Origin of the sequence: Streptomyces poriferorum (assembly GCF_019399235.1) — a bacterium.
Taxonomy (GTDB): Bacteria; Actinomycetota; Actinomycetes; order Streptomycetales; family Streptomycetaceae; genus Streptomyces; species Streptomyces poriferorum.
Genome location: NZ_JAELVH010000027.1, coordinates 25177 through 43442 on the forward strand (window position 1 = coordinate 25177; position 18266 = coordinate 43442).

The 18266-nt window shown below is 71.7% G+C and carries 16 protein-coding genes; 12 read left to right on the forward strand and 4 right to left on the reverse strand.

Going from position 1 to position 18266, the window contains the following annotated elements; translation table 11 throughout:
- Positions 1–53: 53 nt before the first annotated feature.
- From sucB to JGS39_RS07700, 5 genes are all read left to right on the forward strand, one after another.
- Positions 54–1487 carry a 2-oxoglutarate dehydrogenase, E2 component, dihydrolipoamide succinyltransferase gene (gene sucB / locus JGS39_RS07680; protein ID WP_236065701.1) on the forward strand — a complete coding sequence of 478 codons (1434 nt, stop codon included), beginning with the start codon at positions 54–56 and terminating at the stop codon, positions 1485–1487.
- Positions 1488–1634: 147 nt separating this feature from the next.
- Complete coding sequence (locus JGS39_RS07685) at positions 1635–2258, forward strand: GntR family transcriptional regulator (RefSeq protein WP_148017657.1); 624 nt, start codon at positions 1635–1637, stop codon at positions 2256–2258.
- A 290-nt stretch (positions 2259–2548) separates the two neighbouring features.
- Positions 2549–5218: a pyruvate dehydrogenase (acetyl-transferring), homodimeric type gene (gene aceE / locus JGS39_RS07690; protein ID WP_219567995.1), complete on the forward strand. Its 2670-nt coding sequence runs from the start codon at positions 2549–2551 to the stop codon at positions 5216–5218.
- Between the two features lie 327 nt (positions 5219–5545).
- A complete protein-coding gene (locus JGS39_RS07695; RefSeq protein ID WP_219567996.1) occupies positions 5546–6523 on the forward strand; it encodes a helix-turn-helix transcriptional regulator in 978 nt (325 codons plus the stop codon).
- Positions 6524–6583: 60 nt separating this feature from the next.
- Positions 6584–7105 carry a DUF4240 domain-containing protein gene (locus JGS39_RS07700; RefSeq protein WP_219567997.1) on the forward strand — a complete coding sequence of 174 codons (522 nt, stop codon included), beginning with the start codon at positions 6584–6586 and terminating at the stop codon, positions 7103–7105.
- Positions 7106–7127: 22 nt separating this feature from the next.
- Here JGS39_RS07700 and JGS39_RS07705 read toward each other — a convergent pair whose 3' ends face one another.
- A complete protein-coding gene (locus JGS39_RS07705; protein WP_219567998.1) occupies positions 7128–7655 on the reverse strand; it encodes a GNAT family N-acetyltransferase in 528 nt (175 codons plus the stop codon).
- 63 nt (positions 7656–7718) lie between these two features.
- On the opposite strand from JGS39_RS07705, the gene JGS39_RS07710 reads away from it, so the two are divergent.
- Both JGS39_RS07710 and JGS39_RS07715 read left to right on the forward strand, forming a co-directional pair.
- On the forward strand, positions 7719–8618 hold the full coding sequence (locus JGS39_RS07710) for a TIGR01777 family oxidoreductase (RefSeq protein ID WP_219568041.1): 900 nt from the start codon (positions 7719–7721) through the stop codon (positions 8616–8618).
- Between the two features lie 191 nt (positions 8619–8809).
- Entirely contained in the window at positions 8810–10159 is a 1350-nt protein-coding gene (locus JGS39_RS07715) for an NAD(P)/FAD-dependent oxidoreductase (protein ID WP_219567999.1), read from the forward strand.
- 28 nt (positions 10160–10187) lie between these two features.
- Here the strand turns inward: JGS39_RS07715 and JGS39_RS07720 are convergent, their stop codons facing one another.
- Positions 10188–11855: an NsdA family TPR-like regulatory protein gene (locus tag JGS39_RS07720; protein WP_219568000.1), complete on the reverse strand. Its 1668-nt coding sequence runs from the start codon at positions 11853–11855 to the stop codon at positions 10188–10190.
- Positions 11856–12161: 306 nt separating this feature from the next.
- On the opposite strand from JGS39_RS07720, the gene lipB reads away from it, so the two are divergent.
- From lipB to JGS39_RS07740, 4 genes are all read left to right on the forward strand, one after another.
- Positions 12162–12974: a lipoyl(octanoyl) transferase LipB gene (gene lipB, locus JGS39_RS07725; protein ID WP_219568001.1), complete on the forward strand. Its 813-nt coding sequence runs from the start codon at positions 12162–12164 to the stop codon at positions 12972–12974.
- Between the two features lie 132 nt (positions 12975–13106).
- Entirely contained in the window at positions 13107–14072 is a 966-nt protein-coding gene (lipA, locus tag JGS39_RS07730) for a lipoyl synthase (protein WP_219568002.1), read from the forward strand.
- 309 nt (positions 14073–14381) lie between these two features.
- Entirely contained in the window at positions 14382–14582 is a 201-nt protein-coding gene (locus JGS39_RS07735) for an SCO2195 family GlnR-regulated protein (protein WP_136330099.1), read from the forward strand.
- 19 nt (positions 14583–14601) lie between these two features.
- On the forward strand, positions 14602–15312 hold the full coding sequence (locus JGS39_RS07740; RefSeq protein WP_219568003.1) for a DUF4191 domain-containing protein: 711 nt from the start codon (positions 14602–14604) through the stop codon (positions 15310–15312).
- Positions 15313–15479: 167 nt separating this feature from the next.
- On the opposite strand, the gene JGS39_RS07745 is transcribed toward JGS39_RS07740, so the two are convergent.
- Positions 15480–15947: an RDD family protein gene (locus JGS39_RS07745; RefSeq protein WP_219568004.1), complete on the reverse strand. Its 468-nt coding sequence runs from the start codon at positions 15945–15947 to the stop codon at positions 15480–15482.
- A 276-nt stretch (positions 15948–16223) separates the two neighbouring features.
- Here JGS39_RS07745 and glnA point away from each other — a divergent pair, with 276 nt between their 5' ends.
- Positions 16224–17633 carry a type I glutamate--ammonia ligase gene (gene glnA, locus JGS39_RS07750; RefSeq protein WP_219568005.1) on the forward strand — a complete coding sequence of 470 codons (1410 nt, stop codon included), beginning with the start codon at positions 16224–16226 and terminating at the stop codon, positions 17631–17633.
- A 171-nt stretch (positions 17634–17804) separates the two neighbouring features.
- Here glnA and JGS39_RS07755 read toward each other — a convergent pair whose 3' ends face one another.
- The gene (locus tag JGS39_RS07755; protein WP_219568006.1) at positions 17805–18191 is read right to left on the reverse strand and encodes a VOC family protein; all 387 of its coding nucleotides are present in this window, start codon (positions 18189–18191) and stop codon (positions 17805–17807) included.
- Between the last annotated feature and the right edge of the window lie 75 nt (positions 18192–18266).

The following is an 18266-nucleotide window of genomic DNA, read 5'->3' on the forward strand; positions in this document are numbered from 1 at the left end:
ACCGGGCGCGACGACCGACCACTTCCGCATTTTCGTTAGGAGCAACTGAAACCATGTCGGTTTCCGTAACCCTTCCGGCGCTCGGCGAGAGCGTCACCGAGGGCACCGTCACCCGCTGGCTGAAGGAGGTCGGCGAGGAGGTCACGGAGGACGAGCCCCTCCTCGAGGTCTCCACGGACAAGGTCGACACCGAGATCCCGGCCCCGGTCTCCGGCGTGCTGCTGGAGATCGTCGTCGCCGAGGACGAGACCGCCGAGGTCGGCGCCAAGCTGGCCGTCATCGGTGCTCCCGGCGCCGCCCCGGCCGCTGCTCCGGCTGCTGCCGCTCCGGCTCCGGCCGCTGCTCCGGCTGCTGCCGCTCCGGCTCCGGCCGCTGCCCCGGCACCCGCTGCCGCGGCTCCGGCTCCGGCCGCCCCCGCGCCGGCCGCTCCGGCCCCGGCTCCGGTGGCTCCCGCCGCGCCCGCCGCGGCTCCGGCCCCGGCCGCTGCGGCGCCCGTCGCCGCAGCTCCGGCTCCGGTCACCCCGGCCGCTCCCGCCGCGACCTCCGGTGACGACGGCGCGTACGTCACGCCGCTGGTCCGCAAGCTCGCCGCCGAGAACGGTGTCGACCTGGGCGCGGTCAAGGGCACCGGTGTCGGTGGCCGTATCCGCAAGCAGGACGTCGTCGCCGCCGCGGAGGCCGCCAAGGCCGCCGCTGCCGCTCCGGCCCCCGCTGCCGCCGCCGCTCCGGCCGCCTCCTCCAAGGCGCCGAAGCTCGAGGTGTCCCCGCTGCGCGGTCAGACGGTCAAGATGACCCGCATGCGCAAGGTCATCGGCGACAACATGATGAAGGCGCTGCACTCGCAGGCCCAGCTGACCTCGGTCGTCGAGGTCGACGTCACCAAGCTGATGAAGCTGCGCAACAAGGCGAAGGACGGCTTCGCGGCCCGTGAGGGCGTCAAGCTCTCCCCGATGCCGTTCTACGTCAAGGCCGCCGCCCAGGCGCTGAAGGCCCACCCGGTCGTCAACGCCCGGATCAACGAGGACGAAGGCACGATCACGTACTTCGACTCGGAGAACATCGGCATCGCCGTGGACGCCGAGAAGGGTCTGATGACCCCGGTCATCAAGGGTGCGGGCGACCTCAACATCGCCGGTATCTCGAAGAAGACCGCCGAGCTGGCCGGCAAGGCCCGCGGTGGCGGCCTGACGCCGGACGACATGTCCGGGGCCACCTTCACCATCAGCAACACCGGTTCGCGCGGTGCGCTGTTCGACACCGTCATCGTGCCGCCGAACCAGGCAGCCATCCTGGGCATCGGCGCCACCGTCAAGCGTCCCGCGGTCATCGAGACCGAGGAGGGCACCGTCATCGGCGTCCGCGACATGACGTACCTCTCGCTCTCCTACGACCACCGTCTGGTGGACGGCGCGGATGCCGCCCGTTACCTGACCGCGGTCAAGGCGATCCTGGAGGCCGGTGAGTTCGAGGTCGAGCTCGGCCTCTGAGCACCGCAGTTGTAACAAGCCTCACCAGCGGCGCCCCCGTCCGGAACACTCCCGGACGGGGGCGCCGCCGTATTGTCTAGACACCACCGGTCGCTCCGGCCGCCGAGTTGGTGCAGGCAGCACCGGTTTGCCCCGAAGGAGCCACTCATGACCCCGCCCGTCGTCCACTCGCTGCGCGAACAGATCCGCGAGCACATCGTGGACGGGATCGTCAGCGGGCGATGGAAGCCGGGCGAGCGGATCGTGGAGCGGCGCATCGCCACCGAGCTGGAAGTCAGCCAGACGCCCGTGCGCGAGGCGCTGCGCGAGCTGGAGACGCTCCGGCTGATCGAGTCGGCGCCCAACAAGGGCGTCCGGGTCCGCAACCTCACGGCGGCCGATCTGGAGGAGAGCTACCCGGTACGGGCCGGCCTGGAGCAGATCGCCGCCGAGCTGGCGGCCCCGGGGCTCGGCGAGGACTGCTCGCTCCTCGCCCCGCACGTGACGGCGCTGTACGAGGCGGACCGGCTGGCCGACGGCGAGGCGCAGGTGCGCCACACGGTGGGCTTCCACCGGGAGATGGTCCGGGCGGCCGGCAACGCGGTCCTGCTGCACACCTGGGAGGGCCTGGGCATCGAGGTGTTCACGGCGCTCTCGATCCGCTGGCTGGGGACGGTGCAGAAGTCGTACGCCGAGGAGCACGAGGCGCTCATCGAGGCGTTCCTGCGGAAGGACCCGGACATCGGGGTGCTGGTCAAGGCGCATGTGCTCGGCTGCGCGCCGCGCGCCTGAGGCCGGGGCGGCATACGCCTGAGGCCAGGGCGCACTGCGGTGCGCATGTGTGGCGAGGGTCGCTCGCCTGTGCAGATGAGCGCCCCTTTTGACTGTTATATCCCGTCACTCCGTGCCCCGTTTCGCGGCACCCCATGCCACTTTCTTCATATCGAGAAGTTTTGCCTTTCATCCTTTGATCGATCATCGATCGGAGCCTTACAGTTCACTCCGCGGGCCCACCGGCCCCATCGCCCTGTCCTGCCAGTCAGGGACTTCTCCACCCCCCTCCTCACCGGAAGGCGGCGATCATGACCGACCCCGTAGGAAAGCTTCCGAGCGAGCTCGACCAGCTCCCGGACCGCGACCCGGAGGAGACCGCTGAATGGGCGGCCTCCCTGGATGCCGTCACCAAGGCCGCGGGCCCGCACCGTGCCGCGTATCTGATGCGCCGCTCGCTCCAGCACGCCGAGGGCGCCGGTCTCGCGCTGCCCAAGCTGCTGGAGACCGATTACGTCAACTCCATCCCCACCGCCGCGGAGCCCGCCTTCGACGGTGACCTGGAGATGGAATCGCGGATCACCGCGTGGAACCGCTGGAACGCGGCCGCGATGGTCACCCGTGGCTCCCGCTTCGGCGTCGGCGGCCACATAGCGACCTTCGCCTCGGCGGCCTGGCTGTACGAGACCGGCTTCAACCACTTCTTCCGCGGCAAGGAGGGGGACGGCTCCGGCGACCAGCTCTACATCCAGGGCCACGCCTCCCCCGGCATCTACGCCCGCGCCTTCCTCGACGGCCGGCTCAGCGAGCAGCAGCTCGACAACTTCCGCCAGGAGGCGGGCGGCGACGGTCTGCCGTCCTACCCGCACCCGCGGCGGCTGCCCTGGCTGTGGGAGTTCCCCACCGTGTCGATGGGCCTCGGCCCTCTCTCGGCGATCTACCAGGCGCGCTTCAACCGCTACCTGGCCAACCGCAACATCAAGGACACGTCGAACTCGCACGTCTGGGCCTTCCTGGGCGACGGCGAGATGGACGAGCCCGAGTCGACCGCCGCCCTCGCCCTCGCGGCGCGTGAGCAGCTCGACAACCTGACCTTCGTCATCAACTGCAACCTGCAGCGCCTCGACGGTCCGGTCCGCGCCAACTTCCGGGTCGTCCAGGAGCTGGAGGGCGCCTTCCGCGGCGCCGGCTGGAACGTCGTCAAGACGCTCTGGGGCACCGCCTGGGACGAGCTCTTCCAGCTCGACACCACGGGTGCGCTGGTGCGCCGGCTCCGTGAGGTCCCGGACGCGCAGTTCCAGACGTACGCCACGCGCGACGTCGCCTACATCCGTCAGCACTTCTTCGGCACCGAGCCGGCGCTCGCCGAGCTGGCGAAGCTGCTCACCGACGCGAAGATCGCCGAGTGTTTCCACACCTCGCGCGGCGGCCACGAGGCCCGCAAGGTGTACGCGGCCTACCGGGCGGCGCTGGAGCACAAGGGTGCGCCGACGGTGATCCTGGCGCAGACGGTGAAGGGCTACACGCTCGGCCCGGGCTTCGAGTCGCGCAACGCCAACCACCAGATGAAGAAGCTGGACGGCAAGCAGTTCCGCGCCATGCGCGACCTGCTGGAGCTGCCGATCCCGGACTCGAAACTGGACGAGGGCCTGGTGCCGTACGGCCACCCGGGCGCCGACTCCCCCGAGGTCCGCTACCTCCAGGAGCGCCGTGCCGCCCTCGGCGGCCCCGCCCCGGCCCGCCGGGTGCACGCGGTGGCCCTGCCGCAGCCCGAGGAGCGCGCGTTCGCCGCGCTGAAGAAGGGCTCCGGCAAGCAGGAACTGGCCACCACGATGGCGTTCGTCCGCCTGGCCAAGGACCTGATGCGGGACAAGGAGACCGGCAAGCGCTGGGTTCCGATCGTCCCCGACGAGGCCCGCACCTTCGGCATGGAGGCGCTGTTCCCGTCGGCCGGCATCTACTCGCCGCTGGGTCAGACGTACGACCCGGTCGACCGCGACCAGCTGATGTACTACAAGGAAGCCAAGGACGGCCAGGTCCTCAACGAGGGCATCACCGAGGCCGGCGCGATGGCCGACTTCATCGCCGCGTCCACGTCGTACGCGACGCACGGCGAGCCGATGATCCCGTTCTACATCTTCTACTCGATGTTCGGCTGGCAGCGCACGGGCGACCAGTTCTGGCAGCTCGGCGACCAGCTCGGCCGCGGCTTCGTGGTCGGCGCCACGGCGGGCCGTACGACGCTGACGGGTGAGGGTCTCCAGCACGCGGACGGCCACTCTCACCTGATCGCGTCCACGAACCCGGCGTCGCTCAACTACGACCCGGCGTTCGCGTACGAGATCGCGGTGATCGTCCAGGACGGTCTGCGCCGGATGTACGGCCCCGACGCCGAGAACGTCTTCTACTACCTGACGGTCTACAACGAGCCGAAGCCGCAGCCCGCGATGCCGGAAGGCATCGAGGAGGGCATCCTCAAGGGCCTCTACCGGTTCAAGGAGGGCACGCCCGCGAAGGCGGACAGCCCGCGCGTGCAGCTGATGGCCTCCGGTACGGCGATCCACTGGACCCTGGAGGCCCAGGAACTGCTGGCCTCGGACTGGGGTGTCACGGCCGACGTCTGGTCCGCCACCTCGTGGGGCGAGCTGCGCCGCGACGCGTTGGAGTGCGACGAGGCGCTGCTCCGCGGTGAGCTGCGGGTGCCGTACGTGACCCAGGCGCTGGAAGGCGCACCGGGTCCGGTCCTCGCGGTCAGCGACTGGATGCGCCAGGTGCCGGACCAGATCAGCCAGTGGGTGGAGCAGGACTGGACCTCGCTCGGCACGGACGGCTTCGGCCTCTCCGACACCCGTGACGCGGCTCGCCGCCACTTCGGCGTCGACCCCCAGTCGATCACGGTCGCGGCCCTGGCCCAGCTGGCCCGCCGCGGCGAGGTGCCGGCGTCGGCGGTCAAGGAAGCCCGCGAGCGGTACGGGCTCTGACGGCCCGGAGGACGGGGCACGGGTCTTTCCCGCGCCCCGTCCTCCGCATGCGTCCGCCCCACTCCGGCGCAGGCTTTCGTCCTCGATCGCCGGACGGGCTTGCTCTGCCCGCCGGAGTGCTGCCATGTGGAGCTGCTGTGCGCATGGCAGCCCGGTCGAGCCGCACTTCCAACCCCGCCCGGGCGCACATTCAAGCCCGGCCGGCGAGTGAGGCCATCTTCTGAGCCCGGCCGGCGCGTGAGGCCACACCCAGCCCGGCCGGCGCTTGAGGCCGAGGCTCGACGGGCCCGGGCCACACGCGCCCCCTGCCGCGGCCACAATGGCCGCATGCGTGCTGCCCGGCTCATCAGAATGGTGCTGCTCCTGCAGTCCCGCCCCGCCATGACCGCCGCCGAGCTCGCCCACGAGCTCCAGGTGTCGGAGCGGACCGTCACCCGGGACGCCCAGGCGCTCTCCGAGGCCGGGATCCCCGTCTACGCGGAACGGGGCCGTGCCGGCGGGTACCGGCTCGTCGGCGGGTACCGCACCGGTCTCACCGGGCTGGCCCGTGACGAGGCCGAGGCCCTCTTCCTCTCCGGCCTGCCCTCCGCCCTGCGCGAGATGGGGCTGGCCGACGCCGCGTCCGCCGCCCGGCTCAAGGTGTCGGCGGCCCTCCTGCCCTCCCTCCGGGACGCCTCCGCGGGCGCCGCCCGGCGCTTCCATCTGGACGCTCCGGGCTGGTACCAGGAACCGGTCACACCTGAGCTCCTGCCCGCCGTGGCCGAGGCGGTGTGGGACGACCGGACCGTGCGCGCCCACTACCGGCGGGCCGGCCGGGACACCGAGGTGGAGCGTGAGCTGGCCCCGTACGGCCTCGTCCTCAAAGCCGGGGTCTGGTATCTCTGCGCCCGTGCGGAGGAGGACTTCCGGGTCTACCGGATCGACCGCTTCACGGCCGTGACCGTGTCGGACACCCGGTTCGTCCGGGACGAGAGCTTCGACCTGCCCGCGTTCTGGGACGAACGCGCGGCCCAGTTCGCCCGGTCGCTCCTGCGGGCCGAGGTGACGCTGCGGCTCTCGGAGGCCGGGGTGCGCCGGCTGCCGCACGCCGTGGACCGCGTCGCGGCGCGGGACGCTCTGGAGGGGGCCGGTGCGCCCGGGGCCGACGGGTGGGTCACGGTCACCCTGCCGGTCGAGTCCCTGGACGTCGCGTTCGGTCAGCTGCTGGCCCTGGGGCCGGAGTTGGAGATCCTGGAGCCGGCCACGCTGCGCGGCAGGTTCGCGGCGGCCGCCGAAGCCCTCCACTCGCTCTATGTGAGGCCGTAAGGCTTCATTTCGGCGTCTGGGCGTGCATCGGCCCTCCCGGGGGCAGATGCTGGACCCGTGATGGACGAGACGGAATTCTGGGAGCTCATCGACAGCACCCGCGAGGCCGCCGACGGCGACCCCGAGGACCATGCCGACCTGCTCGTCGAACGGCTGGTGCAGCTCGATCCCGATTCCGTGCTGGACTTCGCGCGGCACTTCGAGGCCCGCTACAACCGTGCGTACCGCTGGGACCTGTGGGCTGCCGCCGCCGTGCTGCTCGGCGGGGCCGGCGACGACGCCTTCGACTACTTCCGCTGCTGGCTGATCGGCCAGGGCCGGGAGGTCTTCGAGGGCGCGGTGCACGATCCGGACAGCCTGGCCGAGCTCCTCGACGACTTCGACGACGAGCTGGACGGGGACGCGGAAGAACTGGGCTACGCAGCCGACGAGGCGTACGAGCAGCTCACCGGTGTGGTCGCGCCGGACCTCGGGCTGCCGCCGCAGCCGGCCGAGCCGGAGGGCACCCCGTTCGGCTTCGAGGACGACGCGGTCCTGGCCGCGCGGCTGCCCGAGCTGTGGCAGCGGTTCGGCGCCGGCTGAGGCGCGGCCGGCCCGGTGCCGGTCACGGGCCGAGCGGCCGGCCCATCAGCACGTCGTCCACGTAGCGCCCGCCCAGGAAGAACTCGCCGGGCAGGACGCCCTCGACGGTGAACCCCTCCGACTCGTACAGCGCGCGGGCGGGAGCGTTGTGCCCCAGTACCCGCAGGGTGATCCGGTTGGCCCCCTGACGGCGTGCCGTCCCGCACGCCGCGCGGATCAGCGTGCGGCCGGTGCCGCGGCCCCGCGCCCAGGCGGCCACGGCGAGGCCCTGTATCTGCCGGACGTGCGCGTTGCAGGACAGCGGGGTGGGCGGCACCACGCGTATGTACCCGGCGATGACCGTCGCGCCCGCCGGGTTCACCGCGTCGGCCACCAGGATGTCCTGCGGCAGGTGCCGGTCGTCGAAGAACGGCGCGTACGGCGGCTGCGGCCGCGGCTGCACGGCGTGCAGCGTCGACCAGGTGCTCCGGTCGAGCTCCGTGAGAGCGGGGCCGTCGTCGAGGACCGCGGGGCGGACGAGGGGCACTGGAAGGGGGAGGGACTCGGCCATGCGCGTCACTGTGCCATGCGTCGCCTGCGGCATGTGGGGCAGGATGGACCCATGCCGCGACCCGTGCCGCACTCCCGTATCGCCGTGACCGGATCGACCGGACTCATCGGAGCGGCGCTGGTGCGCTCGCTGCGGTCCGACGGGCACGAGGTGGTCCGGCTGGTCCGGCGGCCCGCCCGGTCGGGCGACGAGGTGGAGTGGGACCCCCAGCGGGGTTACGTGGACGTGGCCGGTCTGGTGGGCTGCGACGCCGTCGTCCATCTCGCCGGGGCCGGGGTCGGCGACCATCGCTGGACCGAGGCGTACAAGCGGGAGATCCGGGACAGCCGGGTCCTGGGCACGGCCGCGATCGCCGAGGCCGTCGCCTCACTGGACGTCCCGCCGAACGTGCTGCTGTCCGGGTCCGCGATCGGCTTCTACGGCGACACCGGGGACCGCTCGGTGGACGAGGGCGCGCCGCCCGGCGACGGGTTCCTGCCGTCGGTGTGCGTGGAGTGGGAGGAAGCCACGGCCGCCGCGGAGGAGGCCGGGGTGCGGACCGTGCACGCGCGCACCGGACTGGTCGTCGCCCGGGAGGGCGGTGCCTGGGCCCGGCTCTTCCCGCTGTTCCGCGCGGGGCTCGGCGGCCGGCTCGGCAACGGCCGGCAGTACTGGAGCTTCATCGCGCTGCACGACCACATCGCTGCGCTGCGGCACGCCCTGGACACCCCGGAGCTGTCCGGACCGGTCAATCTGACGGGTCCGGCCCCGGTCACCAACGGCGAGGTGACGGCGGCGATGGGCCGGGTACTGCGCCGGCCCACGCTGTTCACCGCTCCCGCGCCCGCGCTGCGGATCGCGTTGGGCGACTTCTCCGAGGATGTGCTGGGCAGTCAGCGGGTGCTGCCGGGACGGTTGCTGGACTCCGGGTTCGCGTTCGCCTTCCCCGGGATCGACGCCGCCATCCGGGCGGCTCTGCGCTGACCCCGCCGCCCAGGAGCCGTCCTCCGTCGCTCCGTTCGGACGGACGTGCGACCCCGTGCACCGGTGCCCCGGCCCGCGCGCGACTGCGCGGAATCCCGCCACCCTCCTAGCCTCGTGGCGAACTCGCGCATTCCGGGGGCCGGTTGAGGGCAAGAGCCTCCCACCAGTTGCGCCGACTCGGGGAGGGGCACGTGCTCAGCACGGCACACCACGCGGACGTCGTCATCATCGGGGCCGGGATCGCCGGCCTGTCAGCGGCCCACCTACTGACCAGTGCGGGAGTGAGCGTCAGCGTCCTGGAGGCCGGCCCCCGGGTCGGCGGCCGGATGATGACCGACGAGGTGGACGGGTTCCGGCTCGACCACCTGGGACCACTTCTCAACACCTCGTATCCGGAGCTGTACGCGACGCCCGGACTCGACGGACTCGTCCTGCGGAACTTCGATCCCGGCGTGCTCGTCCACAGCGAGGGCCGCCGGTACCGGACCGGGGAGATACGCAGTCCCCGGGGCGCACGCGGCGCACGGGGCGCACTCAAGGCAGCGCGCGCCCTCGCAAGCGCCCCCCGGGCCCCTCTGAGCGGGAGCCTCACCGGGGCCATGGGCGGGGCGATCGACCACGCCCGGCTCGGGGTGGCGCTGGCCCGGCTCGCGGCCACCCCCCGGGCCCGCGTCCTGGCCCGGCCCGAACGCGCCGCGCTCGACGCGTTGTCAGGCCGCGGCCTGTCCGCCCGGACGCTGAACGGATTCGTGCGCCCCCTGCTCACGGCGCTGCTCAGCGACCCCGCGCTCGGCACGTCGAGCCGGTGCGCCGATCTCGCGCTGCGCGGCTACGCGAGCGGCAGGCTCTGCGTACCGTCGGGAGGTTCGGCCACGCTGCCCGATCTGCTCGCGGCCGCCCTGCCGCCCGGCACCGTACGCACGGGCGTGCACGTCACATCGGCGGACATCACCGCGGTGCGCACCAAGGAACACGGCGAGATCGGCTGCCGCTCCCTGCTGCTGGCGACCGGCGCGGGCGCCGCGGCCGAGCTGCTGCCCGGCCTGCGCGTGCCGCCCTTCCACCCGGTGACGGTGCTCCACCACACCGCCCCCGCTCCCCCGCCGACCGGCGCCTCGCTGCTCCTGGACGCCGACCGCTCGGGTCCGGTCGCGCACACCGCGGTGATGAGCGAGGTCGACCCGTCGCGCGCCCCGCACGGCCGGGTCCTGATCAGCTCGACGGTGCTCGGTACGCCGCCGGCCGATCTGGACCGCACGGTCCGCACGCATCTCGCGGCCCTGTACGGCATGCCCACCGACGACTGGGAGCTGCTGGCGGCCCACCACGATCCGGAGGCGGTGCCCGCCATGGCGCCCCCGCACGACCCGCAGCGCCCGGTCCGGCTGCTCGCGGGGCTGTACGTGTGCGGCGACCACCGCGACACCGGATCGGTGCAGGGGGCCCTGTCCTCCGGACGGCGCGCGGCCGGGGCGATCCTCACCGACCTGGGGGTGCAGCCGGCCTCCGGGGGCACCGCGGCGCTCCCGGAGGCGGCCTGACCCTGACGGGAGGTCCCAGGGCCTCCCGTCAGCCCAGCGCGGCCACCCGTTCGCGGTAGCCGCGGACCGCGGCGGCGTCCCGGAAGGGTTCGAGGCGCCGCTCGAAGTCCCGTACGTACTCCGTGGCGCGTACCGACCGCATCTCGGCGGCCTGCTGCGCGGCTTCCGCACCCAGCCGGCAGGCCTGGTCGAGCTCGCCGAGCCCGAGCCGCGCGGAGGCCAGCACCACTCGGCAGAACAGGCGGCTGCGGGCGTACGCGGGGGCGCGCAGCTGGAGCGAGCGCTCCGCGTGCTGCGCGGCGACCCGGTACTGCTGGAGGTCCCGGTAACAGTGCCCGAACTCGTCGGCGAGCTGGGCCTCGTCGAAATGGCGCGCCCAGTGCGGCACCTCGTCGCCGGGGCGGGAGGCCTCCAGGGCGCGTTCCGCCCGGGTGAGCGAGGCCGCGCAGGCCTTGGCATCGCCGAGGACCCCGTGTCCGCGTGCCTCGACCGCGTGCAGCAGGGCCAGGACGGCATGGGGCGCGGAAGAGCCGACGCCCTGCTGGGCCACCCGTGCCAGCTGGACCGCCTCCCGGCCGTGCCCGAGGTAGACGGCCTGCCGGCTCATCGTGATCAGGACGAAGCTGCCGTAGGCCCGGTCACCGGCGGCCTGGGCCAGCCGGAGCGCCTGGACGAAGTAGCGCTGGGCGAGCCCGTGGGCCGCGATGTCGTACGAGGTCCAGCCCGCGAGCCGGGTCAGGTCGGCGGCGGCGGCGAAGAGCCGCCGCCCGGTGGCCTCCCCGTACGTGCCGCGCAGCATCGGCTCCGTCTCGTGCTCCAGGTACCGGACGAGGGCCTGCCGGGCGTGGCCGCCGCCGTAGGCGTTGTCCAGGGTGCGGAAGAGCTCGGCGACCGAGCGCAGGGCGGCGACGTCACCGCTGCTGACCTTCTGCCCGGAGCCCCGCTCGGTCTGCCGCTGCCTGGGGACGCCGCCCGGCCCGGCCGCGAGGGCGGGCGGGGAGCCGCCCGGCCCGTGCGGTCCGGCGGGCCGGGACGGGGTGGGCCCGCGCAAGCCGTGCCGGACACCGGGCCCGGGCACGCCGCCCTGCTCGGGCACCCCGGGCACGGACCCCCCTCCGGAACCGATCCCGCCTCCGTACGGCCCTTGCGCCGCGCCGCCGTGTGTCCCGGCGGCGCCGGGTGCCGGGCGCGGCCCGGCGTGCGCCCTGGCGGCCTGGCCCGCGACAGCGGCGCCGTCCCCGGTCCGTCCCACCCACTCGTCCGCCCGTCCGATCAGCCAGTCCCGGCTGGGGACGACCAGCCCCGCCGGAGTGAAGGCGATCTTCCGCAGCTCCACATGACTGCCGGAGTCCTTGCGCCACAGCCCGCTGACGATGTCGACCGCCTCGGCGGGCGTGGCCGCGAACTCCAGGCCCGCGTAGACGGGCGCGCAGGCGTCCAGTCCCAGGTCCTGCGCGGAGAGCCGGCGGCCGAGCCGCCTGGTGAAGACCTCCGCGATCAGCGCGGGCGTGGTGCCGCGCGGCTGCTGTCCGCGCAGCCAGCGGGTCACGGAGGTCTTGTCGTACCGCAGGTCGAGGCCGTGTTCGAGTCCGAGCTGGTCCACCCGGCGGGCGAGGCCGGCGTTGGAGAACCCGGCTTCGGTGATGAGTGAGGCGAGTCGGCGGTTGGGGGTGCGCTGCGGAGGTCGTTCCGACATCAGCTGTACGGTCTCCTGCCTACGGGGCCGGGCGGGCAGCCCCTCAGGGACTGTTCTGTGCTCCCCACGGCGTCGCGGTGCTGGGCCGGGCCCGAGGGAACGGCGCGAATTTAGCGGCCTCCGGGGCAACCCCGGCCGCCTTCGCATCACATTCATCCGATCGTGTGAGGATTGAGGGCGGCGCTGACGGGAACCACCTGCCGGGCCCCCGCTCCGGCACCGGTCGTACAGTGGCCGGAGGCGCGATTCGGTGCATGGTGACGGGACACCCCCGGCCCCGGCACCGCAAGTAGAGAGGCTGCTGTCGTGACTGAGCTTCGGTTCGTCCGTCTGGGATTCGGCGAGGAAGCCGTCGACTACCAGGAGGCCTGGCAGAAGCAGCGCGAGGTGCACGCGGCGCGGTTCGAGGACACCGTCCCCGACACCTGCCTGCTGCTGGAGCACCCGCCCGTCTACACGGCCGGCCGGCGCACCGCCGACAGCGAGCGCCCGCTGGACGGCACCCCGGTCATCGACGTGGACCGCGGCGGCAAGATCACCTGGCACGGTCCGGGCCAGCTGGTCGGCTACCCGATCCAGAAGCTGCCGCGCCCCGTGGACGTCGTCGCACACGTCCGCCGGCTGGAGGAGGCGCTGATCCGTACGGCCGCCGAGTTCGGCGTGGAGACCAGCCGGGTCGAGGGCCGCAGCGGTGTCTGGGTCCTGGGCGACCCGGTCGAGCAGCGCCCGGCGATCGGCGGTCTCTCGCTCGACTTCGACCCACGGCTCCAGGACGAGGAGTTCGACGCCCGGCTGAACGGACCCGAGTACGCCCCGTCCAACGCCGGCCAGCGCCGCGAGGACCGCAAGCTCGCCGCGATCGGCATCCGGGTCGCCAAGGGCGTGACCATGCACGGCTTCGCCCTCAACGTGAACCCCGACAACACCTCGTTCGACCGGATCGTGCCCTGCGGCATCCGGGACGCGGGCGTCACCTCGCTCGCGTACGAACTGGGCCGCGACCTCACCATCGCCCAGGTGCTCCCGGTCGTCGAGAAGCACCTCCGGGACGTCCTGGAGAACGCCGAACTCGCGCCGCGCACCATCGAGCGTACGAACGATGTCGTGGCCACGGCCTGACCCTCGGAACACCTCCGCGGGAATAGGCCCTGCCGGCCACAGGTTGGGCAGACGTAAAGCCGTTTGAACTACGGGCGTACCCTGGTGTTCGCCGAAGAATCCAATGCAGCGAAAGCAAAGGGGAGTGCCGGAGTGTCCGCTGTCGCACCCGACGGGCGCAAGATGTTGCGCCTCGAGGTCCGGAACAGCCAGACCCCCATCGAGCGCAAGCCCGAGTGGATCAAAACCCGGGCGAAGATGGGCCCCGAGTACAACCAGCTGCAGAAGCTCGTGAAGAGCGAGGGTCTGCACACGGTGTGCCAGGAGGCCGGTTGCCCCAACATCTTCGAGTGCTGGGAGGACCGCGAGGCCACGTTCCTCATCGGCGGCGACCAGTGCACCCGGCGCTGTGACTTCTGTCAGATCGACACGGGCAAGCCGCAGGCGCTGGACCGGGACGAACCCCGCCGCGTCGGCGAGTCGGTCGTCACGATGGACCTGAACTACGCCACCATCACGGGCGTCGCGCGCGACGACCTGGAGGACGGCGGCGCCTGGCTGTACGCGGAGACCGTCCGCCAGATCCACGCGCAGACGGCGGAGCGGGAGGACGGCTACACCAAGGTGGAGCTGCTGATCCCCGACTTCAACGCGGAGCCCGAGCAGCTCGCCGAGGTCTTCTCCTCGCGCCCCGAGGTGCTGGGCCACAACGTGGAGACGGTGCCGCGGATCTTCAAGCGGATCCGGCCCGGCTTCCGCTACGAGCGTTCCCTGGAGGTCATCACCCGCGCCCGCGAGGCCGGTCTGGTGACCAAGTCCAACCTGATCCTCGGCATGGGCGAGACCCGCGAGGAAGTCAGCCAGGCACTCCAGGACCTGCACGACGCGGGCTGCGAGCTCATCACGATCACGCAGTACCTGCGGCCCACGCCGCGCCACCACCCGGTCGAGCGCTGGGTGAAGCCGCACGAGTTCGTGGAGCTCAAGGAGGAGGCCGACGCGATCGGCTACTCCGGTGTGATGTCCGGACCTCTCGTCCGCTCCTCGTACCGCGCGGGCCGGCTGTTCCAGCAGGCGATGGAGCGGCGTGGTGCGGTGGCCCCGGCGCCCACCGCGTAGCAGCGCCCGTGTGAATCCGGGCACAAGAAGCTACTGAGCAGTAATAGCTCGTTCGACGCGGCCCGTCCACTCCTCGCAGGTCCGAGGCGCGGATGGGCCGCGTCGGCGTGCGCGACGCCCGTATCAAGGTTTCATTGGTGTTTGACCGACCGGTCACGCGCTGGTAACACCAAGCAGTGACCCTGGATACAGGCAGCGCAGTGGTTCTCGCGGCCGCGTCGCCCCTGCGCCCCGTATCCAGTCCGCGCAGCACACTCCGCCCGCCGGGCACCGCCCGGTGAGCGCATCCGTTCCGAGGGGACTTCCACGATGCAGGCCGTGCCGGTACGCGCCACCGCCCTTCCGTCCGTCACCGACGCCCTCCGCGCCGTCGAGTCGCTGCTGCTGAGCAGCGGCCAGCGCACCGCCCGCCGAAACGCCTGGACGGCCGTCCTCGAGGACCGCCGCCGGGCCAAGGACCGGGTCGAGTCCGAGTACGTACTGGAGGCCGTGGCCGACCACCGTTCCTAGGCCACGTAAACTTCATTGCATGGCGAGGAAGGCAAAAACCACTGAAGGCGCGGACAGCGCCGAGAACGCGGGGCGGCTCAAGCAGATCGCCCTGACCTACAAGATGACCAGGCGGTCCGACTCCAAGATCGGGCTTGTCGTCGCGGGTGTGGGAATCGTCACCTTCGGTGTCCTCCTCGCGATCGGTTTCCTGATCGGCCACCCGGTCTACCTGGGCATCCTGGGCTTCGTGCTCGCCCTCCTCGCGATGGCGATCGTCTTCGGGCGGCGTGCCGAGCGGGCGGCCTTCGGGCAGATGGAGGGACAGCCGGGCGCCGCTGCGGCCGTGCTGGACCGCGTGGGCCGAGGCTGGAGCACGACGCCGGCGGTCGCGATGAACCGCAGCCAGGACGTCGTCCACCGTGCCGTGGGCAAGGCGGGCATCGTGCTGGTGGCGGAGGGCAACCCGAACCGGGTGAAGAGCCTGCTCGCGGCCGAGAAGAAGAAGATGGCCCGCATCGTGGTCGACGTACCCGTGCACGACATCATCGTCGGCAACGACGAGGGTCAGGTGCCGCTCAAGAAGGTGCGGACGACGATGCTGAAGCTGCCGCGCGTCCTGACCGGCCCGCAGGTGACGGCCGCCAACGACCGGCTGCGCGCCATGGGCGACCTGATGAGCAACATGCCACTGCCGAAGGGCCCCATGCCGAAGGGCATGCGGATGCCGCGCGGCGGAAAGATGCGCTGAGCGGACTGAGAGAACGCACGAAGAGGGCGGGTCACGAACCACCGGTTCGCGACCCGCCCTCTTTGGTTTTCCTTGCTTCGTGCCGCCTTGCTTCGTGCTGCTTCGCTTCGTGCTGCGTTGCTTCGTGCTGCTTCGTTTCGTGTTCTTCCGCCCGTCGCGCGCGTTCCTCAGATACGGATCTGAACCGCGCGGGCCAGCCGGTCGTGCAGCCCGCGGCCGTCGCGGTCCCAGACCAGGGCCGGGATCACCAGGCACAGCAGCACACTGCGCACCAGCACCCGCCCGAACCCCAGGCGCCCGCCGTCCTCGGCGACGACCTTGATACGCAGCAGGCGCTTGCCGGGTGTGCAGCCGATGGTGCCGACGGTGAGCACACTCAGTACGAGGAAGACGCCGAGCGCCCAGTTCCCGGTCGCCTGCTGGTCACCGCGAGCGAACAGCCCGTATGCGATCAGCATGCACAGGGCCCAGTCCACGAAGATCGCGCCGAAACGCCGTCCGAGCGGCGCCATGGCCCCCGGCCCCTGCTCGGGAAGCCCGAGCCGCTTGCCCCGGTAGCCGAAGTCGGCGCCCATCTCCTCGGCGGCCGCGCGCGGCCCGGAGAGCCACGATCCGATTGCTTGCCTATTGTCCACCCGACCACGGTACTGCGCCCGCTCCCGCGCCCCGCCGGGCGGGGGCCGGGACCGTCGGGGACATCGCACCGAAACCGGCCCGGAACGTGCCGGGAACCGGCCGTCGCCGCGCACATGAGGTGCCGCTCACACCCGGCCCGGTTAACTTCGGCGAAACAAATGGGTCATGCTTGAGAAATCCGGTCTGCCTATGGTCGGGTCCAGCGTGTGCCACCGCACTGGCCACACAACGAGCTGCAACCCCGTCCCTCCCGGGCCGGGAGTAGGAGGAGTTGGATGTTCCAGAACGCCGACGACGTGAAGAAGTACATCGCCGACGAAGACGTCAAGTTCATCGACGTCCGGTTCTGCGACCTGCCCGGTGTGATGCAGCACTTCACCATCCCGGCGGCGGTCTTCGACCCGACCGAGGAGCTCGCCTTCGACGGCTCCTCGATCCGCGGCTTCCAGGCCATCCACGAGTCCGACATGGCCCTGCGCGCCGACCTGTCGACCGCCCGTGTCGACCCGTTCCGCCGCGACAAGACCGTCAACATCAACTTCTTCATCCACGACCCGATCACCGGCGAGCAGTACAGCCGTGACCCGCGGAACATCGCCAAGAAGGCCGAGGCGTACCTCGCCTCGACCGGCATCGCCGACACCGCGTACTTCGGCCCCGAGGCCGAGTTCTACGTGTTCGACAACGTCCGCTTCCAGACCTCGGCGAACGAGTCCTTCTACCACATCGACTCCGAGGCCGGCGCCTGGAACACCGGGTCGGAGGACAACAACCGCGGCTACAAGGTCCGCTACAAGGGCGGCTACTTCCCGACCCCGCCGGTGGACCACTTCGCCGACCTGCGTGCCGAGATCTCCATGGAGCTGGACAAGAACGGCCTCCAGGTCGAGCGCCAGCACCACGAGGTCGGCACCGCCGGCCAGGCGGAGATCAACTACAAGTTCAACACGCTGCTCGCCGCGGCCGACGACCTGATGCTCTTCAAGTACATCGTGAAGAACGTCGCGTGGCGCAACGGCAAGACCGCGACCTTCATGCCGAAGCCGATCTTCGGTGACAACGGCTCGGGCATGCACGTCCACCAGTCGCTGTGGGCCGGCGGTTCCCCGCTGTTCTACGACGAGCAGGGCTACGCGGGCCTCTCGGACATGGCGCGCTACTACATCGGCGGCATCCTGAAGCACGCCCCGTCGCTGCTGGCCTTCACCAACCCGACGGTGAACTCGTACCACCGCCTGGTCCCCGGCTTCGAGGCCCCGGTCAACATGGTCTACTCGCAGCGCAACCGCTCCGCCGCGATGCGCATCCCGATCACGGGCTCCAACCCGAAGGCCAAGCGCGTCGAGTTCCGCGCCCCGGACCCGTCGTCCAACCCGTACCTCGCCTTCTCGGCCCTCCTGATGGCCGGCCTGGACGGCGTCAAGAACAAGATCGAGCCGCCGGAGCCGATCGACAAGGACCTCTACGAGCTGGCTCCCGAGGAGCACGCCAACGTCCAGCAGGTCCCGACCTCCCTCCCGGCCGTGCTCGACGCCCTCGAGGCGGACCACGAGTACCTCCTGGCGGGCGGCGTCTTCACGTCCGACCTCATCGAGACGTGGATCGACTTCAAGCGCACGCACGAGATCGCCCCGATCCAGCTGCGCCCGCACCCGCACGAGTTCGAGCTGTACTTCGACCTCTAGGCAGCAGGTGGCTCAGCAGTTCTGAGCAGGGCGAGGGCCGCCATCCCATGACCGGGGTGGCGGCCCTCGCCCGTTCGCCCCCGCAGGGACCGCCGGCCCGGCGGGCGGTCAGGTCCGGTGAACGCGCACGGCTCCGACAACGGTGCCGGCCCGGCTACGTCCTGCCCGCCGTCACCGGCTGTGGAGGATCTGGATCAGGTTGCCGCAGGTGTCGTCCAGGACCGCGACCGTCACCGGGCCCGCCTCCATCGGCTCCTGGGTGAAGCGGACTCCGAGGCCGCGCAGCCGGGCGAACTCCGCGTGAACGTCGTCCACGGCGAAGGAGGCGGCCGGGATGCCGTCGTTGACCAGAGCCGTCTTGTACGGCTTCACCGCGGGATGGCCGTCCGGCTCCAGGAGGAGTTCGGTGCCGTCGGGGTCCTCCGGCGAGACCACCGTCAGCCAGCGGTCCTTGCCGACCGGGACCTCGGCCTTCTTCACGAAGCCCAGCACGTCCGTGTAGAAGCGCAGGGCCCTGTCCTGGTCGTCGACGAAGACGCTGGTCAGGTGAATCCGCATGGGTGCTCTCCCGTGTGTCGGGCCCGAGCGTTCGGTCTGCGTCCCGCTCGGGCGGGGCCGGTGTTCCGATCATGC